23 protein-coding genes are annotated in these 25,367 nt (G+C 59.9%); 14 read left to right on the top strand and 9 right to left on the bottom strand.

Annotated features, from left to right (window positions below; genetic code table 11):
• Positions 1-12 precede the first annotated feature (12 nt).
• Genes menB through menE form a run of 3 tightly spaced genes read left to right on the top strand, consistent with a single transcriptional unit; the run spans position 13 to position 3,223 of the window.
• Positions 13-870, top strand: coding sequence for a 1,4-dihydroxy-2-naphthoyl-CoA synthase (menB, locus tag F8562_RS06690; protein WP_004123101.1), 858 nt, complete (start codon positions 13-15; stop codon positions 868-870).
• The gene (gene menC, locus F8562_RS06685) at positions 870-1,835 is read left to right on the top strand and encodes an o-succinylbenzoate synthase (RefSeq protein WP_014839106.1); all 966 of its coding nucleotides are present in this window, start codon (positions 870-872) and stop codon (positions 1,833-1,835) included. The genes menB and menC overlap by 1 nt, the downstream gene beginning before the upstream one ends.
• Positions 1,832-3,223 (top strand): o-succinylbenzoate--CoA ligase, encoded by a 1,392-nt coding sequence (menE, locus tag F8562_RS06680; RefSeq protein ID WP_014839105.1) that lies wholly within the window; start codon positions 1,832-1,834, stop codon positions 3,221-3,223. Before menC ends, menE begins: the two co-directional genes overlap by 4 nt.
• On the opposite strand, the gene F8562_RS06675 is transcribed toward menE, so the two are convergent.
• The 4 genes from F8562_RS06675 to F8562_RS06660 all read right to left on the bottom strand — a co-directional run bounded on the left by F8562_RS06675 (position 3,200) and on the right by F8562_RS06660 (position 6,882).
• On the bottom strand, positions 3,200-3,823 hold the full coding sequence (locus F8562_RS06675) for a DUF2238 domain-containing protein (protein ID WP_014839104.1): 624 nt from the start codon (positions 3,821-3,823) through the stop codon (positions 3,200-3,202). The genes menE and F8562_RS06675 overlap by 24 nt on opposite strands.
• A gap of 105 nt (positions 3,824-3,928) precedes the next feature.
• Positions 3,929-5,449: a tripartite tricarboxylate transporter permease gene (locus F8562_RS06670; protein WP_014230236.1), complete on the bottom strand. Its 1,521-nt coding sequence runs from the start codon at positions 5,447-5,449 to the stop codon at positions 3,929-3,931.
• Positions 5,450-5,460: 11 nt separating this feature from the next.
• Positions 5,461-5,892: a tripartite tricarboxylate transporter TctB family protein gene (locus F8562_RS06665; RefSeq protein ID WP_014839103.1), complete on the bottom strand. Its 432-nt coding sequence runs from the start codon at positions 5,890-5,892 to the stop codon at positions 5,461-5,463.
• A 15-nt stretch (positions 5,893-5,907) separates the two neighbouring features.
• Positions 5,908-6,882, bottom strand: a complete 975-nt coding sequence (locus tag F8562_RS06660) for a Bug family tripartite tricarboxylate transporter substrate binding protein (RefSeq protein WP_171820362.1) — start codon at positions 6,880-6,882, stop codon at positions 5,908-5,910.
• A gap of 140 nt (positions 6,883-7,022) precedes the next feature.
• On the opposite strand from F8562_RS06660, the gene tctD reads away from it, so the two are divergent.
• Positions 7,023-7,697 (top strand): transcriptional regulator TctD, encoded by a 675-nt coding sequence (gene tctD, locus F8562_RS06655; RefSeq protein ID WP_014230233.1) that lies wholly within the window; start codon positions 7,023-7,025, stop codon positions 7,695-7,697.
• Positions 7,684-9,099, top strand: coding sequence for a sensor histidine kinase (locus F8562_RS06650; RefSeq protein ID WP_014230232.1), 1,416 nt, complete (start codon positions 7,684-7,686; stop codon positions 9,097-9,099). The genes tctD and F8562_RS06650 overlap by 14 nt, the downstream gene beginning before the upstream one ends.
• On the opposite strand, the gene nudI is transcribed toward F8562_RS06650, so the two are convergent.
• Positions 9,091-9,516, bottom strand: a complete 426-nt coding sequence (gene nudI, locus F8562_RS06645) for a nucleoside triphosphatase NudI (RefSeq protein ID WP_014839102.1) — start codon at positions 9,514-9,516, stop codon at positions 9,091-9,093. The genes F8562_RS06650 and nudI overlap by 9 nt on opposite strands.
• 137 nt (positions 9,517-9,653) lie before the next feature.
• On the opposite strand from nudI, the gene F8562_RS06640 reads away from it, so the two are divergent.
• Positions 9,654-10,634 carry an Rpn family recombination-promoting nuclease/putative transposase gene (locus F8562_RS06640; RefSeq protein ID WP_014839101.1) on the top strand — a complete coding sequence of 327 codons (981 nt, stop codon included), beginning with the start codon at positions 9,654-9,656 and terminating at the stop codon, positions 10,632-10,634.
• A 48-nt stretch (positions 10,635-10,682) separates the two neighbouring features.
• Here the strand turns inward: F8562_RS06640 and F8562_RS06635 are convergent, their stop codons facing one another.
• Entirely contained in the window at positions 10,683-12,131 is a 1,449-nt protein-coding gene (locus F8562_RS06635) for a catalase (protein ID WP_014230229.1), read from the bottom strand.
• 269 nt (positions 12,132-12,400) lie between these two features.
• On the opposite strand from F8562_RS06635, the gene F8562_RS06630 reads away from it, so the two are divergent.
• From F8562_RS06630 to yfaU, 6 genes are all read left to right on the top strand, one after another.
• Complete coding sequence (locus tag F8562_RS06630) at positions 12,401-12,943, top strand: YfaZ family outer membrane protein (protein WP_004123076.1); 543 nt, start codon at positions 12,401-12,403, stop codon at positions 12,941-12,943.
• A gap of 96 nt (positions 12,944-13,039) precedes the next feature.
• Positions 13,040-14,236, top strand: coding sequence for a nicotinamide mononucleotide deamidase-related protein YfaY (locus tag F8562_RS06625; protein WP_014230228.1), 1,197 nt, complete (start codon positions 13,040-13,042; stop codon positions 14,234-14,236).
• Positions 14,237-14,439: 203 nt separating this feature from the next.
• On the top strand, positions 14,440-15,222 hold the full coding sequence (locus tag F8562_RS06620; RefSeq protein ID WP_004852774.1) for an IclR family transcriptional regulator: 783 nt from the start codon (positions 14,440-14,442) through the stop codon (positions 15,220-15,222).
• Positions 15,223-15,235: 13 nt separating this feature from the next.
• Entirely contained in the window at positions 15,236-16,441 is a 1,206-nt protein-coding gene (gene rhmD, locus F8562_RS06615) for an L-rhamnonate dehydratase (RefSeq protein ID WP_014839100.1), read from the top strand.
• A 52-nt stretch (positions 16,442-16,493) separates the two neighbouring features.
• Positions 16,494-17,783, top strand: coding sequence for an MFS transporter (locus F8562_RS06610; protein ID WP_004852770.1), 1,290 nt, complete (start codon positions 16,494-16,496; stop codon positions 17,781-17,783).
• Positions 17,784-17,797: 14 nt separating this feature from the next.
• Positions 17,798-18,601, top strand: coding sequence for a 2-keto-3-deoxy-L-rhamnonate aldolase (yfaU, locus tag F8562_RS06605; RefSeq protein ID WP_014839099.1), 804 nt, complete (start codon positions 17,798-17,800; stop codon positions 18,599-18,601).
• Between the two features lie 22 nt (positions 18,602-18,623).
• On the opposite strand, the gene glpC is transcribed toward yfaU, so the two are convergent.
• From glpC to glpA, 3 genes are read right to left on the bottom strand one after another with little or no spacing between them, the layout of a single operon-like run.
• Entirely contained in the window at positions 18,624-19,802 is a 1,179-nt protein-coding gene (glpC, locus tag F8562_RS06600; protein ID WP_014839098.1) for an anaerobic glycerol-3-phosphate dehydrogenase subunit GlpC, read from the bottom strand.
• Positions 19,799-21,058: a glycerol-3-phosphate dehydrogenase subunit GlpB gene (gene glpB / locus F8562_RS06595; RefSeq protein ID WP_014839097.1), complete on the bottom strand. Its 1,260-nt coding sequence runs from the start codon at positions 21,056-21,058 to the stop codon at positions 19,799-19,801. The genes glpC and glpB overlap by 4 nt, the downstream gene beginning before the upstream one ends.
• Positions 21,048-22,670 carry an anaerobic glycerol-3-phosphate dehydrogenase subunit A gene (glpA, locus tag F8562_RS06590; RefSeq protein ID WP_014230223.1) on the bottom strand — a complete coding sequence of 541 codons (1,623 nt, stop codon included), beginning with the start codon at positions 22,668-22,670 and terminating at the stop codon, positions 21,048-21,050. Before glpA ends, glpB begins: the two co-directional genes overlap by 11 nt.
• A 271-nt stretch (positions 22,671-22,941) precedes the next feature.
• Between glpA and glpT the strand changes: the two genes are divergently transcribed.
• Positions 22,942-24,288, top strand: coding sequence for a glycerol-3-phosphate transporter (gene glpT / locus F8562_RS06585; RefSeq protein WP_014230222.1), 1,347 nt, complete (start codon positions 22,942-22,944; stop codon positions 24,286-24,288).
• A 9-nt stretch (positions 24,289-24,297) separates the two neighbouring features.
• On the top strand, positions 24,298-25,365 hold the full coding sequence (gene glpQ / locus F8562_RS06580) for a glycerophosphodiester phosphodiesterase (RefSeq protein WP_014230221.1): 1,068 nt from the start codon (positions 24,298-24,300) through the stop codon (positions 25,363-25,365).
• Positions 25,366-25,367: the final 2 nt, after the last annotated feature.

Genomic DNA, 25,367 nt, shown 5'->3' with positions numbered 1-25,367 from the left:
GAAGGACACTTTATGATCTCTCTTGATGAAGCCATGCTTTACGCCCCGATTGAATGGCAGGACTGCTCCGAAGGCTACACCGATATTCGTTACCAAAAATCGGCGGACGGGATTGCCAAAATTACCATCAACCGCCCGCAGGTACGCAACGCTTTCCGCCCGCTGACCGTCAAAGAGATGATTCAGGCGCTGGCGGATGCCCGCTATGACGACAATATCGGCGTCATCGTTCTGACCGGTGAAGGCGATAAAGCGTTTTGCGCCGGCGGCGATCAGAAAGTCCGCGGCGACTACGGCGGCTACCAGGATGATTCCGGCGTTCATCACCTCAACGTTCTCGATTTCCAGCGCCAGATCCGCACCTGCCCGAAACCGGTGGTGGCGATGGTGGCGGGATACTCCATCGGCGGCGGCCACGTCCTGCATATGATGTGCGATCTGACTATCGCAGCGGAAAACGCCATCTTTGGCCAGACCGGCCCGAAAGTCGGCTCTTTCGACGGCGGCTGGGGCGCCTCCTATATGGCGCGCATCGTCGGGCAGAAAAAAGCCCGTGAGATCTGGTTCCTGTGCCGCCAGTACGACGCGCAGCAGGCGCTGGATATGGGGCTGGTGAATACCGTGGTGCCGCTGGCGGATCTGGAAAAAGAGACCGTGCGCTGGTGCCGGGAAATGCTGCAAAACAGCCCGATGGCGCTGCGCTGCCTGAAGGCGGCGCTGAACGCCGACTGCGACGGCCAGGCGGGACTGCAGGAGCTGGCGGGTAACGCCACCATGCTGTTTTACATGACCGAAGAGGGTCAGGAAGGTCGCAACGCTTTCAATCAGAAGCGCCAGCCGGACTTCAGCAAATTTAAACGGAATCCGTAATGCGGCAGGCGCAGGTCTACCGCTGGCAGCTACCGATGGACGCGGGAGTGGTGCTGCGTGAACGGCGGTTAAAAACCCGCGATGGTTTGCTTCTGCGCCTGCGCGACGGCGAGCGCGAAGGCTGGGGGGAAATATCTCCCCTGCCCGGATTCAGCCTGGAAACGCTGGATGAGGCGCAGGCTGCGCTGCTGGCGTGGGCGAACGCCTGGCGCGATGGAGAAGAGGGCGCGTTGCCAACGCCGCCGTCGGCGGCTTTCGGGGCGAGCTGCGCACTGGCGGAACTGTGCGGCGAGCTGCCGCAGGCGGCGGACTATCGCGCGGCGCCGCTCTGCGCCGGCGATCCGGACGAGCTGTTCGCCAGGCTTTCGCTGATGCCCGGCGAAAAAGTCGCCAAGGTCAAAGTCGGCCTGTATGAGGCGGTGCGCGACGGCATGGTGGTCAACCTGCTGCTGGAGGCGATTCCCGATCTGACGCTACGCCTCGACGCTAACCGCGCCTGGACGCCGCTGAAAGCGCAGCAGTTTGCCAAATACGTGGATCCGCACTATCGCAGCCGCATCGCCTTTCTCGAAGAACCCTGTAAAAACCGCGATGATTCGCGCGCTTTCGCCCAACAAACGGGTATCGCTATCGCCTGGGATGAGAGCCTGCGCGAGGCGGACTTTACCTTTGCCGCCGAGCCGGGGCTGCGGACGGTGGTGATTAAACCGACGTTGACCGGCAGTCTGCAAAAAGTGCGGCAGCAGGTGGCGCAGGCGCATGCCCTGGGGCTGACGGCGGTCATCAGTTCAGCCATTGAGTCGAGCCTTGGCCTGACGCAGCTGGCGCGAATCGCCGCCTGGCTGACCCCGGACACGATCCCCGGTCTGGACACGCTGAGCCTGATGCGTGCCCAGCTGGTGCGCCGTTGGCCGGAAAGCGAGCTGCCGTGTCTGAACGTTGATGAGCTGGAGCCGCTGCTGTGACCTTTAGCGACTGGCCATGGCGCCACTGGCGGCGGCTGCGGGAAGAGGCTCAGGCGCTGCGCCTGAACGAGCGGCGGCTAAGCTGGCGGGAACTGTGCGCGCAAATTGATGCGCTGGCGGTGGGATTCCACGCCCAGGGCGTTCGCGACGGCGATGGCGTGCTGCTTCGCGCTTACAACCAGCCCGATGCTCTGCTGGCGTGGCTGGCCCTCCTGCAGTGCGGCGCGCGCGTCCTGCCGCTGAATCCGCAGCTGCCTGCTCCTCTGTTAGCGGAACTGCTGCCGTCTCTGGGCCTGCGCCACGCGCTGGTGCTAAACGGCGGCGACCTTCCGGTGGCGCTTAATCCATTAGCATTGCGCACCGGCGACGGCGTGCACGCGGTCGCCTGGCGAGAAGATCGTATCGCGTCCATGACGCTAACCTCGGGGTCGACGGGGCTACCGAAAGCGGCGGTGCACGCTTTTCGCGCCCATCTTGCCAGCGCAGAGGGCGTGCTGGCGATAATACCCTTTGCGCCGCAGGACGACTGGCTGCTGTCGCTGCCGCTGTTTCACGTTTCCGGCCAGGGGATTCTCTGGCGCTGGCTGTTAGCTGGCGCAGGCCTGACGGTACGCGACAAGCAGCCGCTGGAACAGGCGTTACGCGGCTGTACCCATGCCTCTCTGGTGCCGACCCAGCTTTGGCGCCTGCTCAGCGGCGACGCCGAGGTGTCGTTGAAAGCGGTTCTGCTCGGCGGCGCGGCGATCCCGGTGGCGCTAACCGAGCAGGCCGGTAAGCGCGGTATCCGCTGCTGGTGCGGCTACGGCCTCACCGAGTTTGCCTCCACGGTATGCGCCAAGGAGGCGGACGGCCTGGCGGATGTCGGGCAGCCGCTGCCGGGGCGCGAAGTGCGGATTGTCGATGGTGAAGTGTGGCTGCGGTCGGACAGCATCGCCGCAGGCTACTGGCGCGATGGGCAAATGGTCCCCCTCGCTAATGCCGACGGCTGGTTCGCCACTCGCGATCGGGGCCGGCTGGAGCACGGCAGGCTGACTATCCTCGGACGAGTGGACAACCTCTTTTTTAGCGGCGGAGAAGGTATTCAGCCGGAAGAAGTGGAGCGGGTGATTGGCGCTCATCCGTGGATTACGCAAGTTTTCATCGTGCCGCAGGATGATGCGGAGTTTGGCCAGCGGCCGGTGGCGGTGGTGGAGTGCGGCGAGCATGACGACCCGTCCGCGCTGGCGGGCTGGTGCGCCGATAAGCTGGCGCGGTTTCAGCAGCCGGTGCGTTGGCTGCGGCTGCCTGAATCGCTGAAAACCGGCGGAATTAAAATTTCCCGCCGGGCGCTACGTGACTGGGTCAACCAGCAGGCGATGCCCGACTCAGACGCGCTGGACGTTCAGTAGCTGCTTCGTATGCCAGCGGCCCAGCGCTAAAACGGTGGTCAGCGCGCCGAGCAGGGCGCAAAACATATCCGACTGGGTATCCCAGGGATCGCCCTGGGTGCCGAGAAACTCATCCGCGCCCTGTCCCAGCGCCAGCGCCGCCCACCATTCGATCAGTTCATAGACGGCGCTAATCGCCAGCGCAATACAGCAGACCACGAAACCGAGCATTTTACGCCCGTGAACGTAGCCGCCGCGCAGCAGAATCTCCCGCGCCGCCAGCGCCGGCACCAGCCCCTGGAAAAAGTGCCCCAGCTTGTCATAGGGGTTACGGCTCAGTCCCAGCCACGCCTGTACGTCAAAGCCGATGGGCACTTTCGCGTAGGTGTACATACCGCCGACCATCAAAATGATGGCATGGAAGAAAATCAGCGTGTAAAGCAGCGGCGTCAGCGGATAGCGCGAGCGCGTGGCCAGCAAAAGCGGAACGATGATAATCACCGGCGTCACTTCCATCAGCCAGGTGAGCTTATCCCCTGCGCTGATACCGGTGTAAACAAGCATCAGGGCCAGCGCCAGCGCGGCGAATGTTAACCCCGAACGGGATGCGGCGACGGTCATAACGGATCACCAGAAAGTTAAAACGATAACTATCAGGCAGATGTGGTGGAAATTCAACGTATACCGTCATTGGCGGCGCTGAGCGACCGCCAATGACGTTGAGCATCAGGAAGAGGGCAGGTCGCCCTGCGTATTAAGCTGGCGCTTCCGCCAGTACCGCAGCAGCGGAGGGACAACAATCACCGCGATGGCCAGAAACAGAAGCGTTTTCGTTACGCCGCTTTGCCACAGAATCGCCACGTTGCCGTTGCTGATGGACAGCGCGCGGCGCAGGTTCTGCTCCAGCATCTCTCCCAGCACAAACCCTAAGATCAGCGGCGACATCGGGAAGTGCATCTTACGCATAATGTAGCCCAGCACGCCCAGCCCAACCATCAACAGCAGGTCGAAGGTGGTGCTGTGCACCGCGTAGACGCCGACCGCGGACACGGCGGCGATGGCCGGGGCCAGAAACCATAGCGGAATCGTCAGCATGCGGGTGAACAGGCCGATCAGCGGAATGTTCATAATCAGCAGCATCACGTTGGCGATGAGCAGCGCGGCAATTAACCCCCAGACGATATCCGGCTGTTCGGTAAACATTGCCGGTCCCGGCGTGATGTTGTAGAGGGTCAGGGCGCCCATCATCACCGCGGTAGTCCCGGAGCCGGGAACGCCGAGCGTGAGCATCGGAATAAACGAGCCGCAGGCGGAGGCGTTATTCGCCGCTTCCGGCGCCGCGACGCCGCGAATATCGCCCTTCCCGAAGGTAGCGCTATTGCCGCTGAGCTTTTTCTCGGTCATATAGGTGATGGCGCTGGCAATGGTCGCCCCTGCGCCCGGCAGAATGCCGACAAAGAAACCCACCACCGATGAGCGCAGGGTCGCGCCCACGCACTGGCCCGCCTCTTTGGCGTTAAACAGCATGCGTCCGGTTTTCCGTACCAGCTTCTGTCCGCCGCTGGTGCTCTCCAGCATCAGCAAAATCTCCGAAACCGAAAAGAGACCAATCACCACCACGATAAACTGCACGCCGTCGGAAAGATGAACGCTGTCGAACGTGAAGCGGTACACGCCGGTATTGGCATCAACGCCCACCGTCGCCAGCCCCAAACCGATTAGCGCGGCGAGAAACGACTTCAGCGGATTTTCCGCCATCATGCTGCCAAGGCAGGCGATGGCAAAAATCATCAGGGCGAAATATTCCGCCGGGCCGAATGCCAGCGACCACTGCGCCAGCACCGGGGCGAACAGGATGATCCCGCCGATAGCGATCGTTGAACCAACAAAGGAGCTCACGGCAGAGATCGACAGCGCTACGCCGCCGCGCCCCTGCTGCGCCATCGGATAACCGTCGAGAGCGGTCATAATGGCGGCGGCATCGCCGGGTACGTTAAGCAGGATAGATGAAATGCGCCCGCCGTATTCACAACCAATATAGACCGTAGCCAGCAGGATTAACGCTGATTCCGCGGGCAGGTGCAGAGCAAAGGCCAGCGGCAGTAAGATCGCGACACCGTTAATCGGGCCCAGACCCGGCAGGAGACCGACGATAGTGCCAACAAAGCAGCCAATTAACGCGATGGTCAGGTTGCCCGGCGTCATGGCAACGGCGAAGCCCTGCGATAAATAAATCCAGATATCCATAATCTTCTCCGTTAACTCAGCCAGACGCCGAGCGGCAGGGTGACATCAAGCAGGGCGTCAAAGACGTACCACAGCGCGATACCCATCGCGACGCCGGCTACCCCGGCGGCGGGCAGGGTGGCGCCAAACAGCAGGCCAAACACGGCGGTCAGCAGCGCGGTGGCCAGAGGAAAACCCAGCCATTCAAAACCCCACGCATAGATCCCCAGCGCAACCACCATGGTTAATAGACGTTGTAAAACCCGGCGCCCGGGCCACGTGATGGCGTCGGGCCGACGCAGAAGCAGCAAGACAGAGCACGCCAGCATCAGGCCGATAATGCCGACCGGGAAAGGGCGTGGGCCGACGGGTTCATAGGCGTATTCGCTGTGAATTTGCCAGGCGATAAACATTCCACCCGCGCAGAGCAGCAGCCACACTCCGGCAAAAATACGATCGCTCATCGCAACCTCCGTAAATTATTTGGCCAGGCCAAAGGATTTCGCCTGCAGGCGATACGCTTCCACCTGTTGTTTAACGTAGGCGTCCAGTTCCTTACCGTTCATATTGAATTCGAACAGGCCGCGCAGCTCGCGCTGCTTTTTGAACGCGTCGGTCTGCTGCAATTTCGTGAACTCATCCACCCACCACTGATAGTCGGCGTCGCTGACTTTCGGACCCACGAAGAAGCCGCGAATAATCGGCCAGACCAGGTCATAGCCCTGCTCTTTGGCGGTGGGGACATCGGCGAGGGCACCCGGCAGCCTTTCGTTAGCGAACACCGCCAGCACGCGGATTTTATTGCCCTGGAGATAAGGCACCATTTCGCTGAGATCGCCGGAGACCGCCTGTACGTGATTGCCCAGCAGCGCGGTGACCGGTTCGCCGCCGCCCTCAAACGCCACGTAGCGCATTTTGTGCGGATCGACGTTGGCTTTTTGCGCCAGCAGCGCTGCTTTCATCCAGTCCTGGCTACCAATGGAGGCGCCGGCGCCGATGACGATACTGGCGGGATTTTTTTCCATCGCCGCCATAAACGACGGCAGGTCTTTCCACGGCGAGTCGGCGCGGACTGCGATCATGCCGTAATCGGTGCCGACGCTGGCCAGCCAGCGCACATCATCCACGCCGTAGCGGCCAAACTTGCCCTGCGCCAGGTTGAGCAGCGAGCCGCCGGAGAAGGCAACTACGGTACCGGGTTCGCCGGGGCGCTGGGCGACGATCGCGTTGTAGGCCACAGCGCCTACGCCGCCGGGCATGTAGGTGACGCGCATCGGTTTTTCGATGGCGCCGGTTTCCATCAGGCTGACCTGGATCAGCTTGCAGGTGAGGTCGAAGCCGCCGCCGGGCTTGGCGGGCGCGATACATTCGGTACGGGAAGGCGCCTCGGCGGCCAGGGCAGAGGCGGTTAAAAGGCATAATGCAATGGCGCCAGCACGGCGCAGGAATGGCATATTCATAAGCTTCCTCAGTCAGATACAGGAGACGTTTTTTTAATTATGTGAACCGGCATGTGGCTATTCGGTTGCGTGATTGTTAAAACAATTACCTTTCATTTCCCTTTCAATGCGGCAGCAACTTTTCAGGATGTGATATGCGTCTCTTACTGGCAGAAGATAACCGTGAGCTGGCTCACTGGCTGGAGAAAGCGCTGGTGCAGGGCGGGTTTGCCGTGGACTGCGTATTGGATGGTCGCGCGGCCGATCATCTGCTGCAAAGCGAAAAATATGCGCTGGCGGTGCTGGATATTGGCATGCCGGGACTGGACGGTCTGGAGGTGGTGCAGCGCCTGCGAAAGCGCGGGCAGACCCTTCCCGTCTTGCTACTCACCGCCCGCAGCGCGGTGGCGGATCGGGTTAAAGGGCTGAACGTCGGCGCCGATGACTATTTGCCGAAGCCTTTTGAGCTTGAAGAGCTGGATGCGAGGCTGCGCGCGCTGCTGCGGCGTAGCGAAGGCCAGGTGCATGAGGTTCAGCAGATCGGCGCGCTGGAATATCGCGATGAAGGCTATTTTTTACTCTGCGGACAAACGCTGTCGTTGACGCCGCGCGAGCAGGCGCTGCTGACGGTGCTGATGTTTCGCCGTACGCGGCCGGTGTCGCGCCAGCAGCTGTTTGAACAGGTTTTCAGCCTGAACGATGACGTCAGCCCGGAAAGCATTGAGCTGTATATCCATCGTCTGCGTAAGAAACTTCAGGAGAGCAACGTGCGTATCGTGACCCTGCGTGGCCTGGGCTACGTGCTGGAGCTCGCTCATGAGGTGGGGTAAACCGCAGTCGTTATTCGCTCAACTGTTGCTGTTTCTCGGCCTGCCGCTGGTTTTGCTATGGGGGCTGTCGGCGTTCAATAGCTACGTCAGCGCTCTGCAGGCGGCAACCCAGGCTTACGATCGCACGCTGCTTTCATCCGCCCGCACGGTGGCGGAACGCCTGGTGGTTCGCCGCGGTAGGCTGGAGGTGAATGTCCCCTGGGTGGTTCTGGACAGCTTCGAGCTGAATATGAACGATCGGCTGTACTATAAGGTGCTCGATCCCGAGAAGCGGGTGATTTCCGGTTTTGACGACCTGCCATCGATGCCGCCATCGACCTCTCGAACCGAGCTCTATCCGGCGCTGGCGTGGTTTTATCATACTGAATATCGCGGTCAGGCCATTCGCGTGGCGCGCCTGCTGCAGCCGGTTAACGAAGGCGGCGTTGTCGGCATGGCGGAAATCTACATCGCCGAAACGCTGCAGTCGCGGCGCTGGCTGGCGGGACAGCTGCTGTTTTCATCATGGATCTCGCAGGGGCTATTAGTGCTGTTGACGCTGGTGCTCACCGGCTGGCTGCTGCGCCGCGTGCTGCGGCCGATGCGCCGGCTTTCGGCGCTCATGGTGCGGCGCGAACCCGGCCTGCTGACGCCGCTGCCGGAGCTGCTGCCGTGGTCGGAAACCCGTCTGCTGATCGTGGCCTTTAACCGCTATATCGACCGGTTACGGGTGATGATCTCCCGCCAGGAGCGCTTTAGCGCCGACGCGTCGCATCAGCTCAAAACGCCTTTAGCGGTGTTGAAAACGCAGGCCTCAGTGGCGCTGGCGAGCGGCGATCCCCGGCTGTGGCGAGAGAGCCTGGAGGCGATGAGCGGCACGCTTGACAGTACGATTCTGCTTACCGAACGCCTGCTGCAGCTGGCTACCATTAAACGGAAAGAGCAGGGCGAGCACGCGTTCCCGCCGGTGGACCTGCATGAGATCGTCCACAACAGCTGTTTTTCGCGTCTTCAGCAGGCGCGGAGCAAGGCTATCGATCTCGGCTATGAGGGGGAACCCTCAACGGTGACCATTGCCGGCGATGGCGTGCTGTTGAGCGAGCTGTGCGCGAATCTGCTGGATAACGCGATTCGCTATACGCCGCAGGGCGGTATCGTCACGGTCAGCCTGCATCGTGACGGAGAGGCGGTGCTGCTGGAGGTCGAAGACAGCGGGCCGGGGATCGATGATGCGCAGATTCAGCAGGCGCTCATGCCGTTCCATCGTCTGGAAAACGTGGGTGACAACCCCGGCGCCGGGCTCGGACTGGCGCTGGTCAGCGATATTGCGCGCCTGCACCGCAGCCATCCGCAGCTGCTGCGTAGCGAAACGCTGGGCGGGCTGAAGGTCAGGCTGCGCTTTTTGCGCGCTTGTTCAGAGTAGGCCTTTCAGGGTGAGCGTCCTGCGGGTCGCCGCGTTCAAATCATAGTGGGGAAGATCTTCTGCCTTCACCCAGGCGTAGTCCTGAAACTCCTCGTTGATCGTCACTTCGCGATTGGCGCTGATGCAGTCGAAGATCAGGTAAATCATATAAATCTCTTCCCGGCGGCCATCGGCGTAGGTTTTAACCCGGTTATCGTCGCTAAAGGTCCACGGCGTAATCTGGGTCAGCTGCAGTTTTTCGCCCAGCTCCTCGCGAATTTCTCGCCGCAGCGCCTCTTCAATGCGCTCGCCTGGCTCGACGCCGCCGCCGGAGAGCGCCCACTGGCCGGGAAATACGCCGCGATCGTCGGCCATTTTGCACAGCAGATAGTGGCCTTCATGTTGAATGAGCGGGCAGACGATAGTCCTTTGACGCATGATTTCTCCTTACTGATGACAGGGATAAATAACGGGAAGGCCCAGTTTGCGAGCCGCCTCGGCAAACCGCAAGCGAAAACGCGCGGCGAACGCGTGCGGTGGTAGGGTGAGCGTAGGTTAACGGGTCAGGGGCCATCATGGAACAGATAGCAAGCCACTCACCGCACGATGCGGTGTTTAAACACCTTTTGTCCCAACGGGCAACGGCGCGCGATTTTTTGTCTATTCATTTGCCGAAGCATTTGCGGGAACAGTGCGATCTGCGAACGCTGCAGCTGGAATCCGGCAGTTTTATTGAAGAGGACCTACGCGCAAGCCATTCGGATATTCTTTATTCGTTAAAAACCCAGCACGGAGAGGGGTACATCTACATTCTTATAGAGCATCAAAGCTCTCCCGACAGGCATATGGCGTTTCGCCTGATGCGATACGCCATCGCGGCCATGCAGCGCCACCTTGATAAAGGGCATCATCAGCTGCCGCTGGTTATTCCTCTACTATTTTATCACGGCAGGATCGCTCCTTACCCGTACTCGACGCGCTGGCTGGATGATTTCCCTCAGCCAGAGGTGGCCGAGCGGCTGTATAGCCAGCGTTTTCCACTGATAGACGTCACGGTGATTCCTGACGATCGGCTTGTGCAGCACCGCCGTGTCGCTATGCTGGAACTGCTGCAAAAACATATCCGCCAGCGGGATTTGATGGACATTTCTGAGCAACTGGTCAGGATATTATCCTTGGGATACACTACGCGTCGGCAGTTTAAAACTTTGCTGAATTATATGCTTCAGGCGGGCAACGCCGCCGATCCGGTCGCCTTTTTACGCAAGCTCGCGCAAAAGACGCCACTCAAGCCGCATAAGGAGACGCTGATGAATATTGCTCATTTTCTGGAAGAGCGTGGCCGTAAAGAGGGGGTCCTTCAGGGAATGAAGGCGGGGATAGAAAAAGGTTTACGAAAGGGTCGACAGGAAGGCCGGAATGAAGGCCGGCATCAAGGACAGCAGGAGGCGACGCAACGCATTGCTCAGGCGATGCTGGATGATGGGCTTGAGCCCTCTCAGGTCGCAAAGCTAACCGGTTTGTCGCTGCGGCAGCTCGCTAAGCTTCGGCACTAGGCGCGTTTAAAAACCGTAAAATGGCAGCCGCAAGGGCTGCCATCAGCATTACTCTCCGTGCTTTAAGGCTTTCAGCGCCGCAGCCACGCCCGCGCCGTAGTCGGGGTGGACTTCACTGAACAGGCCAATTTGTCGCTGCTGAATAAACTCAGGGATATCCCGCATATCATTGGCGATACGCTGGAACATACGCTGATGTTCATCTTCGCTTAATAGCTCAAACAGTCTGCGCGGCTGGCTGAAGTAGTCGTTATCTTCCCGATGATTCCAGTGGGCCGCCGCGCCTTCAAGGCTTAAAGGTGGCTCGCTAAAGTCCGGCTGTTCCTGAAACGCGCCAAAGCTGTTGGGTTCATAGGTGACGCCGTTGCCGCTATTGCCGTCAACGCGCATCGCGCCGTCGCGGTGGTAGTTATGGAACGGGCAGCGCGGCGCATTGACCGGAATTTGATGATGGTTGACGCCCAGACGATAGCGCTGGGTATCGCCGTAGGAGAACAGCCGTCCCTGCAGCATGCGATCCGGAGAGAAGCCGATCCCGGGCACCACGTTGGCCGGATTCATCGCGACCTGCTCAACTTCTGCGAAGTAGTTGTCCGGGTTGCGGTTGAGCTCCAGCACGCCGACTTCCATCAGCGGATAATCAGCGTGCGGCCAGATTTTGGTCAGATCGAAGGGGTTATAAGGGACCCGGCTGGCGTCCGCTTCCGGCATGATCTGCACGTAGAAGGTCCAGCGCGGGAAATCGCCTTTTTCAATCGACTCATAGAGATCGCGCTGCGAACTCTCGCGGTCCTCTGCCACCAGTCGTTTCGCTTCATCATCCATCAGGTTGGCGATCCCCTGCTGGGATTTGAAGTGGAATTTCACCCAAAAACGTTCGTTATCGGCATTAATAAAGCTGAACGCGTGGCTGCCGAAACCGTGCATATGGCGATAGGAGCGCGGAAGGCCGCGGTCGCTGAAATCAATCGTTAACTGATGCAGCGTTTCCGGCAGCAGGGAGAAAAAGTCCCATTTCCAGGTGGGGTTACGCAGGTTGGTGCGCGGGTCGCGCTTCACGACGTGGTTAAGGTCGGGAAACTTCAGCGGGTCGCGAAGGTAGAAAATGGGCGTATTGTTGCCCACCAGATCCCAGTTGCCTTCTTCGGTATAAAACTTGATCGAGAAACCGCGAATATCGCGCTCGGCGTCAGCGGCGCCGCGTTCTCCGGCGACGGTTGAGAAGCGCAGGAACAGATCGGTGGTTTTACCGATTTCGGCAAACAGTTTTGCGCGGGTATAGCGGGTGATATCGCGGGTAATGGTCAGTTTACCGTAAGCACCGGAGCCTTTAGCGTGCATTCGGCGTTCCGGGATAACCTCACGGTCGAAGTGGGCCAGTTTTTCCAGAAACCAGACATCCTGCAGCAGCATCGGGCCGCGCGGGCCTGCGGTGACGACATTATTATTATCGACAACCGGGGCGCCGGCGGCGGTGGTTAATCCTTTTTTGCTCATCTTTATCTCCTGACAAAGTTTTATGTAACTTATTCATCTCTTTGCGACGACGAAATAAGCTGGAGCCTATTTGTATAATAAAGGCTGAGTCCCAGCAATTTGACCCTGACTATTGAATTGATATCTGAGACCGTTAACAAGGCTCCCGAAGCAACTGGTTACAATCACGCGGTAAAAGCGCGCTATAACGCATTGATTCCTTAAAACGGAGCAGTACAATTTCGCGGTTTTTTGGGATTTTCTTATTATTATTTTCTGGATAGATAAAAATGAAAAAAAGCATATTTATGGCCCTGGCCGGCATGATGTTCGTCTCGACGGCGGCAAATGCGATCAGCGTCAGCGGGCAGGCCGGCGAGCACTACACTAACCTTGGCGTCGGATTCGGTACGGAATCGACCGGCCTGGCGGTAACCGGCAACTGGCTGCACAATGATGACGACGGCGATGCGGCGGGGCTGGGATTGGGCCTGAACATTCCCCTGGGGCCATTCCTGGCCACCGTGGGCGGAAAAGGCGTTTACACCAACCCGAACAATGGCGATGAGGGCTACGCGGCGGCGGTTGGCGGCGGTCTGCAGTGGAAAATCGGCGACAGCTTCCGTCTGTTCGGCGAATACTATTACTCTCCCGATTCACTCTCCAGCGGTATCGACAGCTATCAGGAAGCCAATGCCGGCGCGCGCTTTACCATTATGCGCCCTCTGAGCATCGAAGCCGGTTACCGCTACCTTAACCTGGCGGGTAAAGACGGCAACCGCGATAACGCGGTCGCGGACGGTCCGTACGTCGGCGTCAACGCCAGCTTCTAATCTCTCCGGCGCGGTATTCCGCCGCGCCTGATTTTCAGGCTTTTTCACCAGCCGCTTTGCGATATAGTATTTCTACTTATCAGGCTGGAGTTCACAATGTTAAACGTGGAAATGCTGTCCACCGGCGATGAAGTGCTGCATGGGCAAATCATCGACACCAATGCCGCGTGGCTGGCGGATTTCTTTTTTAATCAAGGATTACCCTTAACGCGTCGCCATACCGTGGGTGACGACCTCGACTCCCTGGTGGCGATTTTACGCGAGCGCAGCGAACACGCTGACGTGCTGATCGTTAACGGCGGCCTGGGGCCGACCAGCGACGATTTGAGCGCGCTGGCCGCGGCGACGGCCAAAGGCGAAGGGTTAATTCTGCACGAAGATTGGCTGGAAACCATGACCCGTTTCTTTGCCGAGCGCGGAAGACCCATGGCCGCCAGCAATCGTAAACAGGCGGAAATTCCGCAAAGCGCCGAGATGATCAACAACCCGGTCGGGACCGCCTGCGGTTTTGCCGTGCAGCTAAACCGCTGCCTGATGTTTTTCACTCCCGGCGTGCCTTCCGAATTTAAGGTGATGGTTGAACAGGAAATCTTACCGCGCCTGCGCGAACGTTTCCCGCTATCCGCTGCGCCGCTGTGTTTGCGCCTGACCACCTTCGGCCGTTCCGAAAGCGAACTGGCGCAGAGCCTCGACCATCTGCAGCTGCCGCCGGGCGTCGTGATGGGCTATCGCTCCTCGATGCCGATTATCGAACTGAAGCTGACCGGGCCTGCCGAACAGCGCGAGGCGATGCTGGCGCTGTGGCCGGAAGTGCAGAAGGTGGCCGGAGAGAGCATGATTTTCGAAGGTACCGAAGGCCTGCCTGCGCAGATCGCCCGTCGCCTGCAGCAGCGTCAGCTAAGCCTGACGCTGAGCGAGCAGTTCACCGGTGGTCTGCTGGCGCTTCAGCTTTCTCGCGTCAACGCTCCGCTGTTGGCCAGCGAAGTCATTCCGGCGCAGGAGGAGACCCTGGCGCAGTCTGCGCGCTGGGCGGCGGAACGGCGCGAAAAACACTTTGCCGGCCTGGCGCTGGCGGTGAGTGGTCAGGAGAGCGATCACCTGAACTTTGCGCTTTCCACGCCGGACGGCACCCACGCGCTGCGGGTGAAATTCACCACCAACCGCCACAGCCTCCAGGTGCGTCAGGAAGTGTGCGCGATGATGGCCCTCAACATGCTGCGCCGCTGGCTGAACGGCCAGCCGGTGGCCGGTGAACACGGCTGGATTAACGTCGTCGAATCTCTCTCAGCGTAAACCCACCTCCGCGTCGGGAGCCCCTCCCGGCGCGCGATGAGTCCAGCCTGTTGTACTTGCTTTAAAAATTCTGTGCACTATCTCGCATTTTTCTCCCTCTGAACGTCCACCCGGCTGGAATAGCGTCGTCATTTGAAGTCGCTCACAATTTACACGCCCGACAACCGCAACACTGATTCCAGTATTCAGGATTGGAGTCCAGTATGTTGGAATCAAGCAAAGTCCCGGCGCTGACCCGCGCCATTGATATTCTCAATCTGATCGCCCGCATCGGCCCCTGCAGCGCGGCGACCATTATTGACGAACTGGGTATTCCGAAAAGCACCGCCTATCTGCTGCTGGGAGAGCTGAAAAAACAGCGCTTCCTCAGCATGGATAATCAGGATAACTACTGCCTGTGGACCAAGCTGGTTGAGCTGGCCGGGCAGGCGCTGAGCAAAATGGACCTGCGCGAACTGGCGCGCCCGCGCCTGACGCAGCTGATGGATCAGTGCGGGCTGCTCTGCCACCTGGGCATCATCGACAGCGGCAACGCCTACTACATTCTGAAGATTGAATCCCCGGCCACCATCAGCGTGCGTTCGCATGAAGGTAAGAGCCTGTCGTTATATCGTTCCGGCATTGGTAAATGCCTGCTGGCCTGGCAGCCCGAGCGGGTTCAGGAGTCGATTATCAGCGAGCTGCAGTGGGAGCGGGCGACGCCAACCACCATCACCAGCGCCCAACAGCTTCGCGATGAACTGGGCCGTATTCGCGCCCGCGGCTGGAGCTTCGATAACGGCGAAGACTATCCCGACGTTCGCTGCGTGGCGGCGCCGGTTTTTAATGCCAATAACGAGCTGACCGCCGCCATTTCCGTGGTGGGTACCCGTCTGCAAATCAATGAAGACAATCGCGATTACCTCGCCGGTAGGGCGATTGCCTGCGCCAAAGATATTTCCCGTCTGCTGGGGTGGAAAAGCCCCTTCGAACAACAAGCCTCATAATAAGGAGAAGATCATGACCCTACCGAAAATTAAACACGTCCGCGCCTGGTTTATTGGCGGTGCTACCGCAGAGAAAGGCGCTGGCGGCGGCGATTATCATGACCAGGGGGCAAATCACTGGATTGACGATCATATCGCCACGCCGATGAGCAAATATAAACAGTATGAACAGTCCCGCCAGTCGTTTGGCATCAACGTTCTTGGCACGCTGATCGTTGAGGTCGAAGCCGAAAACGGGCAGACCGGCTTTGCGGTATCGACCGCCGGCGAGATGGGCTGCTTTATCGTGGAAAAACACCTCAACCGCTTTATCGAAGGCAAATGCGTCAGCGATATCAAACTGATCCATGACCAGATGCTCAACGCCACCCTGTACTACTCCGGATCCGGCGGCCTGGTGATGAATACGATTTCCTGCGTCGACCTGGCGCTGTGGGATCTGTTCGGCAAAGTGGTTGGGCTGCCGGTTTACAAACTGCTGGGCGGCGCGGTGCGCGATGAAATTCAGTTCTACGCCACCGGGGCGCGTCCGGACCTGGCGAAAGAGATGGGCTTTATTGGCGGCAAAATGCCGACCCACTGGGGGCCGCACGATGGCGACGCGGGGATCCGCAAAGATGCTGCGATGGTGGCCGATATGCGCGAAAAGTGCGGCCCGGACTTCTGGCTGATGCTGGACTGCTGGATGAGCCAGGACGTTAACTACGCCACTAAACTGGCCCACGCCTGCGCGCCCTCTAACCTTAAGTGGATCGAGGAGTGCCTGCCGCCGCAGCAGTATGAAGGCTATCGCGAGCTTAAACGCAATGCGCCAGCCGGCATGATGGTCACCAGCGGCGAGCACCACGGTACGCTGCAATCCTTCCGCACGCTGTCGGAAACCGGCATCGATATTATGCAGCCTGACGTGGGCTGGTGCGGCGGCCTGACCACGCTGGTGGAGATTGCGGCGATCGCCAAATCGCGCGGCCAGCTGGTGGTGCCGCACGGCTCGTCGGTCTATTCGCACCATGCGGTCATTACCTTTACCAACACGCCTTTCAGTGAGTTCCTGATGACCAGCCCCGACTGCTCAACGATGCGTCCGCAGTTTGACCCGATTCTGGTTGATGAGCCGGTACCGGTGAACGGGCGCATTCATAAAACCGTGCTGGACAAACCGGGCTTCGGCGTGGAGCTGAACCGCGACTGTAATCTGAAACGTCCTTATAGCCACTGATCCCGTCGTGCCGCACAGCGCAGATGTGCGGCCTATTGTTGAGGATATTACGATGAGCAACGCCTTGCTTGAGAGCGTGGTGAAGAAAAACCGCGCCCGTTTGATCCCCTTTATGCTGGCGCTGTACGTGCTGGCGTTTCTTGACCGTTCGAATATCGGCTTTGCCAAAGAGACCTATCAGCTGGATACCGGCCTTAGCAACGAAGCCTATGCGCTGGGGGCGGGGATTTTCTTTGTGGTCTACGCCTTTCTCGGGGTGCCCGCTAACCTGCTGATGCGCAAATTCGGCGCAAGAAAGTGGATCGGCTGCACCACCTTGCTGTGGGGGCTTCTCTCCGCGGCGATGGCGTGGGCGGATACCGAAGCGAAGTTTCTGCTGGTGCGCACCCTGCTGGGCGCCGCGGAAGCGGGTTTTTTCCCGGGCATGATCTACCTGACGTCCCAGTGGTTTCCGCAGCAGAACCGCGCCAGTATTATGGGGCTGTTTTATATGGGCGCGCCGCTGGCGCTGACCCTCGGGTCGCCGCTCTCTGGCGCGCTGCTGGAAATGCATGGTTTTATGGGGCATCCCGGCTGGTTCTGGATGTTTATCATTGAGGGGCTGCTGGCGGTCGGCGCGGGGTTCTTCACCTTCTTCTGGCTCGACGATACGCCGCAAAAGGCGCGCTTCCTGAGCGCTGCCGAAAAACAGGCGTTAATCAGCGAGCTGGCCAGCGAAGAGCAGAAAAAGGTGACCTCGCGTTTGTCCGATGCGCTGCGTAACGGCCGCGTCTGGCAGCTGGCGATTATCTATCTCACCATTCAGGTGGCGGTTTACGGCCTGATCTTCTTCCTGCCAACCCAGGTTGCCGCGCTGCTCGGCACCAAGGTGGGGTTCGTGGCGTCGGTGGTGACCGCGATCCCGTGGGTGGCGGCGCTGTTCGGTACCTGGCTGATTCCGCGCTACTCCGACCGCACCGGCGAGCGGCGTAATGTGGCGGCATTCACCCTGCTGGCGGCGGCAATTGGCATTGCGGTCTCCGGGCTGGTGTCGCCGGTGCTGGCGATTATCGCGCTGTGCGTTGCCGCCGTCGGCGTCATTGCCGTGCAGCCGGTCTTCTGGACCATGCCGACGCAGCTGTTGTCCGGTACGGCGCTGGCCGCTGGCATCGGCTTTGTGAACCTGTTCGGCGCTATCGGCGGGTTTCTGGCGCCCATTATCCGCGTCCAGGCTGAAACCATGTTCGCCAGTGATTCTGCCGGATTAGTGACGCTCGCCTGCGTGGCGATTGTCGGGGTGGTTATTATCTTTTCACTGCGCGTGAACCGCGCCGTGCCGCAGGCTGGCAGCGTACAGCATTAATGTAAGGGAGAACTATGAACGCAATTTTATCGAACCCATTTAAAGCGGGATTATTACAAGGGGAAGCGCAAATTGGCCTGTGGCTGAGCTCGACCTCTTCTTATATGGCTGAGATTGCCGCCACCTCGGGTTACGACTGGCTGCTGATTGACGGCGAACATGCGCCCAATACCATCCAGGATCTTTATCATCAGCTGCAGGCCATTGCGCCCTACGCCAGCCAGCCGGTCATTCGCCCAGTGGAGGGCAATCGTAGCCTGATTAAACAGGTGCTGGATATCGGCGCCAGAACGCTGCTGATCCCCATGGTCGATACCGCCGAACAGGCGCGGGAGATTGTCTCGGCTACCCGCTACCCGCCGCTGGGTACCCGCGGGGTGGGGGCCGGAGTGGCCCGCGCCGCGCGCTGGGGACGGGTCGAAAACTATATGGCGCAGGCCAACGATGAGCTGTGCCTGTTGATTCAGGTAGAGAGTAAAACGGCCCTCGATAATCTGGATGCGATCCTTGAAGTGGAGGGCATTGATGGCGTGTTTATCGGCCCGGCGGACCTGTCGGCCTCGCTGGGCTACCCGGATAACGCCGGTCATCCTGAAGTGCAGCGGGTTATTGAACAGAGCATCCGCCGCATTCGCGCGGCGGGTAAGGCGGCCGGATTCCTTGCCGTCGATCCGGAGATGGCGCACAAAGCGCTGGCGTGGGGGGCGAATTTTGTTGCCGTTGGCGTCGATACCAACCTTTACACCAGCGCGCTGGATAAACGGCTGGCGATGTTCAAGCCGGTAGCCGAACAGGCGGAGGGAAAGGGGAGCTACTAGCCCCCCGGTGCTGGCGCTGGCGTCAGGCCAGCGCCTGTGCCAGCAGGGTGATGGGGTGTTCGCAGCGTTTGCTGGTGGACATCTCTATCTGCCATTTGCAGGTTTCACAGTCGGTCACCACCAGATCCGCGCCGCTCTCCTCAATTTGCCGGAACAACGGCGCGCCCATCGCCTGCGATGAGTCGTAGTTCTCTGCCTTGAAGCCGTATGTGCCGGCAATACCGCAGCATTGCGAGTCGAGTACCTCCAGCTGCAAGCCGGGGATCAGCCGCAATAGCTCAAGGGTATACAGCGACCAGCCCATTTTTTCCATATGGCAGGGCGTGTGATAGACCACCTTCAGCGGCAGCGTTTTTAGCTTCAGAGGCCGCCCATTATCCAGCTGACGCCAGAGCCAGCGAGTCGCCAGCTCAATCCGGTCGCCGATATCGTGATTATCGATATCAAGGAGATGCGGATATTCATCGCGCAGCGTAAAGGTGCAGGTCGATGAAGTCGCAATAATGGGCAGACTATTTTCCCGCATCGCGATGACGTTGCTCAGCGCCTGCTTGCGCGCTTTCGCAAAAAAACCGTTGGCAATCAGCGGTACGCCGCAGCATTTCTCTTTGCTCAATAACTGCACCCCGATGCCCATGGCGTTGAACACGCGGATAAGATCTTTGCCCAGCTGCGGATTGTTGTAGTTCACATAGCAGCCGTGAAAAAACGCCACCTGCTCGGCGTACTGCCCCTGCCGGGCGGCCAGCTGACGATACGCGCGGCGAAAGGTACCAAAGCCATATTTCGGCAGCGTGCGGCGGTGATCGATTTTAAGCGCGGCATCAAGGATTTGGCGTACCGGCCTCAGCCCGGTGGCGGCGTTGACCAGCGGGGCAAACGGCGTGGAGAGGGTGCCCATCAGGTCGGTATGGCTGAGGATCGCATCGCGCAGCGTGGGCTTTTGCCGACCGTGCTCCACGCGCGCTCGCTGGATAATATCGCCAATTTTGACGTCCGAAGGGCAGGCAACTTCGCAGCGTTTACAGTTGATGCAGTATTTCAATGCTTCGTCGTAGAGCGCGCCGTCTTTCAGGCGCAGGCGCTCGCCGTCCGGCCCGGCCTGTTTTGGCCCCGGATAGCGCGGATTAACCCGGCTGACCGGGCAGGCGGTGGTGCAAACGGTGCATTTTATACAGTGTTCAAAGCGCGTGTCGTTCATGATTCACCTCCGGCAAGCTCGCCGATTAACCCAGCAGCATGCAGCGCGGTCACCGCGCAAACGCCGCCGCCGCATCCCAGCGCTATGGCGTCAAAACCGCCGAGGATCGCGCCTACGGCGAACAGATTCTCTAGCGTCTGCCCCTGGAGCTGCGGGCGCAGATCCGCATCGGTTTTCAGGCCGAAACGCTGCCAGGGCTGAGAGGCAAAAAAGTCCTGCTGATACCAGCGCTCGCGCGGCAGCGTCTGCTGCAGGTCAAGGCCGAGGATCGGCTCGCGCACGCCGCTGCGCTCGGCGACCAGCCCGTTGCTGAAAAAGCTGCCGCTGGCCAGCACCGCGAAGCGCGGGCGCAGCGGGATATCGCCGTGATTGCGCGTCCAGATCGCGTTAACGCTACCGTTGCGGTGGCTGATATCGATGACTTCATCCCCGGTCAGCCAGGTCCCGCCGCTGCGGATAAATTGCCGCTGCAGCTGGGCGTGCAGGCGCATCCCCGGCACCGACGGCGGCAGCGTAGGCAGCAGGCGCAGCGGGCAGGGCAGGCGCTGCTGCAGCCACTGGTACAGGCGATCGTTGGCGAGGCCAAAGCAGGCGGGCATAATCAGTAAATTATGCCGCTGCGCCAGCGGGCGCAGCGCCGCCAGCAGGGCCGGCCAGTGCGCTTCATCGTCCAGCCGGCGGGCAATATTGGCGGCACGAAATTCGGATGGGCTATCGCGCAGCACATCGAGGAGAGGTAAATCTATCTCATGGGCTTCGGCGGTCACGCCGTGCTGGTTCAGAGAGGCGGCGGCAAGATGCGGCTGGAAGTCGCCGAATCCGCTGATGCCGACCACGCCGACGCCGCTGGCGGGCAGCGGCGCGGTGGCGATTTCCTGCGGAGATAGCCAGGCCGCGCGTAAGGTTCCCAGCGGCGTCACGCGCAGATGCGGCTGGCTGGCGTTGCCCTGCATGGCGATACCGCAGTCGGCAAACAGCGCCTGACTCTGGCGGGCGTAATCCATCACCCGTTCGGCGCCGAGCCTGGCATAGGGATGTTCGGGAAGCTGGCGGGCCAGCTGGCCGATGCCGTGAGCGACATCGGTGACGGTGTCGCCATTCGGCAGCGTGGTAAGCAAATCCAGCGAGGCGGAAGAGAAGTGCAGGGCGCTTTGGCCGCGGCTGATAATCACGCTGCGCAGGCCGCGCTGGTTGAGCGCCAGCCCGCAGAGCAGTCCGGCGAGGCCGCCGCCGATGATGGCGCAATCAAACTTCATCCTGATGCTCCTTTTGTAATCCGCACAGGCCGAGATAGACCCAGCGGGTGAACTCGCTTTCGCGCAGCGCGTCCCCCCAGGCCACCGGCTGGACGCCTTTCCAGCGTTCGTTCAAAAATTGAGACAGCTGGGTAAGGGATCGCGCGGAAGTGGTGACGTTAAAACGCGCGAGCAGCCCGGCGGCGCGGCAGGCGCACAGTTCGCCCTGACAGGTTCCCATGCCGACGCGGGTGCGGCGGCGCAGGTCGAGCAGGTTTTTCACCGCCAGGTTTTCGACCGCGTACTGAACCTCGCCGGCGGTCACCGCCTCGCATTCGCAGACCAGGCTGCGGTGCTGGCGGCTATCGCCAAGCCAGGCCGGGGTGCGATCGCCGTGGCGATAGATGGCCGACCCGCGCAGCGACGCAGGTAAAGAGATGATTTTGCGTAGCGTGGCTTCCGCCGGCTCCTGCGAGCCCGGCAGCGGCGTATCGGCGGTCGTACAGGGGACGGTATTTCCGAGCTTGCGGCAGAGCGCATCCGTGGCCCACTCCGCCATCAGACGATAGGTCATCAGCTTACCGCCGGTGATGGTGATAAAGCCCTCCAGTCCGTCGCGCCGGGCGTGGTCGAGCAGCACAATACCGCGACTGACGCTGCGCCCGCTGGGATCGTCATCGCTGGCGACCAGCGGACGTATGCCGGAGTAGGCGCGCAGTACCCGCGTCCGCCCCATGATCGGCGCCAGCTTTTCCCCTTCGCGCAGCAGCGTTTCGACCTCCTCGGCCGTTACCCGGTTGTCGTCAATTTCGTCATAGGGAATATGCATCGAAGTAGTGCCAATCAGCGAAATAGTATCGCCGGGCACCAGGATATCGGCGTCAGCCGGTTTGCGGCAGCGGTTGATAACCTGACGGTTAATGCGGTGATCGAGGATTAACAGCGATCCTTTTGCCGGAAACATCGCGATGCGCAGGTCGGCATACTCTGCGATGCGCTGCCCCCAGATCCCGGCGGCGTTGACCACCACCTGCGCGCGCAGCGTGCGCGATTCACGGAGCTGATGGTTGTAGATCGTGACGCCATGGACGCGATCGCCCTGACGCAGCAGGCCGGTGACTTCGCAGCCGGTGAGGATAGCGGCGCCATGTTCGCGGGCATCGAGCATATTTGCGGCGGTGAGGCGGAAAGGATCGACGGTGCCGTCGGGGACCTGCACCGCGCCGAGCAGCGCCGGGTTAACCGCGGGCTCAATGCGCAGCGCCTCGGCGGGCGTCAGAGGCTGGGCCTCAATACCCGCCTGCTGGCAGGCGGTGATAAAGGTGTGCTGATACGCCGGATCGTCTTCCGGCAAGGTAATAAACAGGCCGCTGGTGGGCTCAATGCAGTGCCGGGCGATGCGGCGTAAGATGCGGTTTTCGCTGATACACTCCCGCGCCGATTCGCTATCGGTTACCGCATAGCGCGCGCCGCTGTGCAGCAGGCCGTGGTTGCGGCCGGTCGCCCCGGTGGCGATATCGTAGCGCTCAACCAGCGCCGCCTTCAGCCCGCGCAGCGCGCAGTCGCGCGCGATCCCGGCGCCGGTGGCGCCGCCGCCAATAATAATGACGTCATATTCACGACTATCGGCCATCTCCCTGTCCTCTGTGTTCGTTTTACATCATTTAGCCATATCGACCGCGTTTAATGTTTGATTTCGAGCATATTTGCGCGTAATTCGAGCGTTTGTTGTGACTTTATGCGCATATTGGAAAGTTCTGTCATATTTCTGTAACAAAGTGTGCGACATTTCACAGTATTAGATTTACGCTTTGCCTACTATCGCGACCAAATCAGAAGTCAGTGAATAAATTACGTTTTTTTGCGACGACGTCAGAAGAACAGCAATGGCCACGGAGGCTGATATGTTAAGTATATTTAAACCCGCAGCGCATAAAGCGCGTTTGCCAACGGCGGAAATCGATCCGCTATATCGTCGATTACGCTGGCAGATCTTTATCGGTATCTTCTTCGGATATGCCGCTTACTATCTGGTTCGTAAGAACTTTGCTTTGGCAATGCCCTATCTTATCGAGCAGGGGTTCTCCCGCGGCGATCTCGGCTTTGCGCTTTCCGGTATCTCTATCGCCTACGGATTTTCGAAATTCATCATGGGCTCGGTTTCTGACCGTTCGAATCCGCGCATTTTTTTACCGGCAGGCCTGATCCTTGCCGCGCTGGTGATGCTGGTGATGGGCTTCGTCCCCTGGGCGACCTCCAGCATTATGGTGATGTTCGTCCTGCTGTTCCTGTGCGGCTGGTTCCAGGGGATGGGCTGGCCGCCGTGCGGACGTACGATGGTGCACTGGTGGTCGCAGAAAGAGCGCGGCGGTATTGTTTCGGTATGGAACTGCGCGCACAACGTCGGCGGCGGGATCCCGCCGCTGCTGTTTCTGCTGGGGATGGCGTGGTTTAACGACTGGCACGCGGCGCTGTATATGCCGGCTTTCGGCGCGATCCTGCTGGCGATTTTCGCCTTCGCGATGATGCGCGATACTCCGCAGTCCTGCGGCCTGCCGCCGATCGAAGAGTACAAAAACGATTATCCTGACGACTACAGCGAGAAGCACGAAGAAGAGCTGACCGCAAAGCAGATCTTTATGCAGTACATCCTGCCGAACAAGCTGCTGTGGTACATCGCCATCGCCAACGTGTTTGTTTATCTGCTGCGCTACGGCATTCTTGACTGGTCGCCGACCTACCTGAAAGAGGTTAAGCACTTCGCGCTGGATAAATCGTCCTGGGCCTACTTTCTTTATGAATACGCGGGGATCCCGGGCACCCTGCTGTGCGGCTGGATGTCGGATAAAGTGTTTAAAGGCAACCGCGGCGCGACCGGCGTCTTCTTTATGACCCTGGTCACCATCGCCACCGTCGTCTACTGGCTGAACCCGCCGGGTAACCCGGGCGTGGATATGGCCTGCATGATCATCATCGGCTTCCTGATTTACGGTCCGGTGATGCTGATTGGCCTGCATGCGCTGGAGCTGGCGCCGAAAAAAGCCGCCGGCACCGCCGCGGGCTTCACCGGCCTGTTTGGCTATCTCGGCGGCTCCGTGGCCGCGAGCGCCATCGTTGGCTATACCGTCGATTTCTTCGGCTGGGACGGCGGCTTTATGGTAATGATCGGCGGCAGCGTGCTGGCGGTCCTGCTGCTGATTATCGTGATGCTGGGCGAACGACGCCATCACCAACAGATGAAACAAGCTTAAGGAGCGGCGATGAAAAGCACATTAACCACCCTGATGAGCGGAATGCTGCTGGCTGCGACGGCGCTCTCTTTCAGCGCCGTCGCGGGGGAGAAAATCGTTATCGCCCACCGCGGCGCCAGCGGCTATCTGCCGGAACATACCCTGCCGGCGAAAGCGATGGCCTACGCGCAGGGGGCGGACTACCTCGAGCAAGACCTGGTGATGACTAAAGACGACCGGCTGGTGGTGCTGCATGACCACTATCTGGATCGGGTGACCGACGTGGCCCAGCGTTTCCCGCAGCGGGCGCGTCAAGATGGCCGCTTCTACGCCATCGACTTTACCCTCGCCGAGATAAAGTCGCTGAAGTTTACCGAAGGGTTTGAGCCGAAAGATGGCAAGAACGTGCAAACTTATCCGGGCCGTTTCCCGATGGGTAAATCTGATTTCCGTATTCATACCTTTGAAGAGGAGATTGAGTTTGTGCAGGGGCTGAACCATTCGACCGGCAAAAACATCGGCATCTACCCGGAGATCAAAGCGCCGTGGTTCCACCATCAGGAAGGCAAGGATATTGCCGCCAGCACGCTGAACGTGCTGAAGAAATATGGCTACACCGGCAAGCAGGATAAGGTTTATCTGCAGTGCTTTGACGCCAACGAGCTCAAGCGCATCAAGCAGGAGCTGGAGCCGAAAATGGGGATGGATCTCAATCTGGTGCAGCTTATCGCCTATACCGACTGGAATGAGACCCAGCAGCGGCAGGCCGACGGCAAGTGGGTGAACTACAGCTATGACTGGATGTTCAAACCGGGGGCGATGGCGCAGATCGCGCAGTACGCTGACGGCATTGGCCCGGACTACCATATGCTGGTGGCGGAAGGCTCGACGCCGGGTCACGTGAAGCTGACGGCGATGGTGAAAGAAGCCCATGCCAGCAAGCTGCAGGTGCATCCGTATACGGTCCGCGCGGATCAGCTGCCAGCGTATGCAGCGGACGTGGAGCAGCTTTACGACGTCCTGTATAACCAGGCGGACGTGGACGGGTTGTTTACGGATTTCCCGGATAAGGCGGTGAAGTTCCTCAATAAAAAGTAAGC

It is taken from the genome of Klebsiella sp. RCJ4 (genome assembly GCF_009025755.1).
Lineage (GTDB): Bacteria > Pseudomonadota > Gammaproteobacteria > Enterobacterales > Enterobacteriaceae > Klebsiella > Klebsiella michiganensis.
The sequence above is the reverse complement of the archived record's forward strand: the minus strand, read 5'-3'. Positions and strand labels throughout refer to the sequence as shown.

Excerpts from the sequence above, each read along its gene's own strand:
- menB (WP_004123101.1), top strand. The coding sequence starts at position 13 with ATGATCTCTCTTGATGAAGCCATGCTTTACGCCCCGATTGAATGGCAG.
- menC (WP_014839106.1), top strand. The coding sequence starts at position 870 with ATGCGGCAGGCGCAGGTCTACCGCTGGCAGCTACCGATGGACGCGGGA.
- F8562_RS06675 (WP_014839104.1), bottom strand. The coding sequence starts at position 3,823 with ATGACCGTCGCCGCATCCCGTTCGGGGTTAACATTCGCCGCGCTGGCG.
- F8562_RS06670 (WP_014230236.1), bottom strand. The coding sequence starts at position 5,449 with ATGGATATCTGGATTTATTTATCGCAGGGCTTCGCCGTTGCCATGACG.
- F8562_RS06665 (WP_014839103.1), bottom strand. The coding sequence starts at position 5,892 with ATGAGCGATCGTATTTTTGCCGGAGTGTGGCTGCTGCTCTGCGCGGGT.
- F8562_RS06660 (WP_171820362.1), bottom strand. The coding sequence starts at position 6,882 with ATGCCATTCCTGCGCCGTGCTGGCGCCATTGCATTATGCCTTTTAACC.
- tctD (WP_014230233.1), top strand. The coding sequence starts at position 7,023 with ATGCGTCTCTTACTGGCAGAAGATAACCGTGAGCTGGCTCACTGGCTG.
- F8562_RS06650 (WP_014230232.1), top strand. The coding sequence starts at position 7,684 with ATGAGGTGGGGTAAACCGCAGTCGTTATTCGCTCAACTGTTGCTGTTT.
- nudI (WP_014839102.1), bottom strand. The coding sequence starts at position 9,516 with ATGCGTCAAAGGACTATCGTCTGCCCGCTCATTCAACATGAAGGCCAC.
- F8562_RS06640 (WP_014839101.1), top strand. The coding sequence starts at position 9,654 with ATGGAACAGATAGCAAGCCACTCACCGCACGATGCGGTGTTTAAACAC.
- F8562_RS06635 (WP_014230229.1), bottom strand. The coding sequence starts at position 12,131 with ATGAGCAAAAAAGGATTAACCACCGCCGCCGGCGCCCCGGTTGTCGAT.
- F8562_RS06630 (WP_004123076.1), top strand. The coding sequence starts at position 12,401 with ATGAAAAAAAGCATATTTATGGCCCTGGCCGGCATGATGTTCGTCTCG.
- F8562_RS06625 (WP_014230228.1), top strand. The coding sequence starts at position 13,040 with ATGTTAAACGTGGAAATGCTGTCCACCGGCGATGAAGTGCTGCATGGG.
- F8562_RS06620 (WP_004852774.1), top strand. The coding sequence starts at position 14,440 with ATGTTGGAATCAAGCAAAGTCCCGGCGCTGACCCGCGCCATTGATATT.
- rhmD (WP_014839100.1), top strand. The coding sequence starts at position 15,236 with ATGACCCTACCGAAAATTAAACACGTCCGCGCCTGGTTTATTGGCGGT.
- F8562_RS06610 (WP_004852770.1), top strand. The coding sequence starts at position 16,494 with ATGAGCAACGCCTTGCTTGAGAGCGTGGTGAAGAAAAACCGCGCCCGT.
- yfaU (WP_014839099.1), top strand. The coding sequence starts at position 17,798 with ATGAACGCAATTTTATCGAACCCATTTAAAGCGGGATTATTACAAGGG.
- glpC (WP_014839098.1), bottom strand. The coding sequence starts at position 19,802 with ATGAACGACACGCGCTTTGAACACTGTATAAAATGCACCGTTTGCACC.
- glpB (WP_014839097.1), bottom strand. The coding sequence starts at position 21,058 with ATGAAGTTTGATTGCGCCATCATCGGCGGCGGCCTCGCCGGACTGCTC.
- glpA (WP_014230223.1), bottom strand. The coding sequence starts at position 22,670 with ATGGCCGATAGTCGTGAATATGACGTCATTATTATTGGCGGCGGCGCC.
- glpT (WP_014230222.1), top strand. The coding sequence starts at position 22,942 with ATGTTAAGTATATTTAAACCCGCAGCGCATAAAGCGCGTTTGCCAACG.
- glpQ (WP_014230221.1), top strand. The coding sequence starts at position 24,298 with ATGAAAAGCACATTAACCACCCTGATGAGCGGAATGCTGCTGGCTGCG.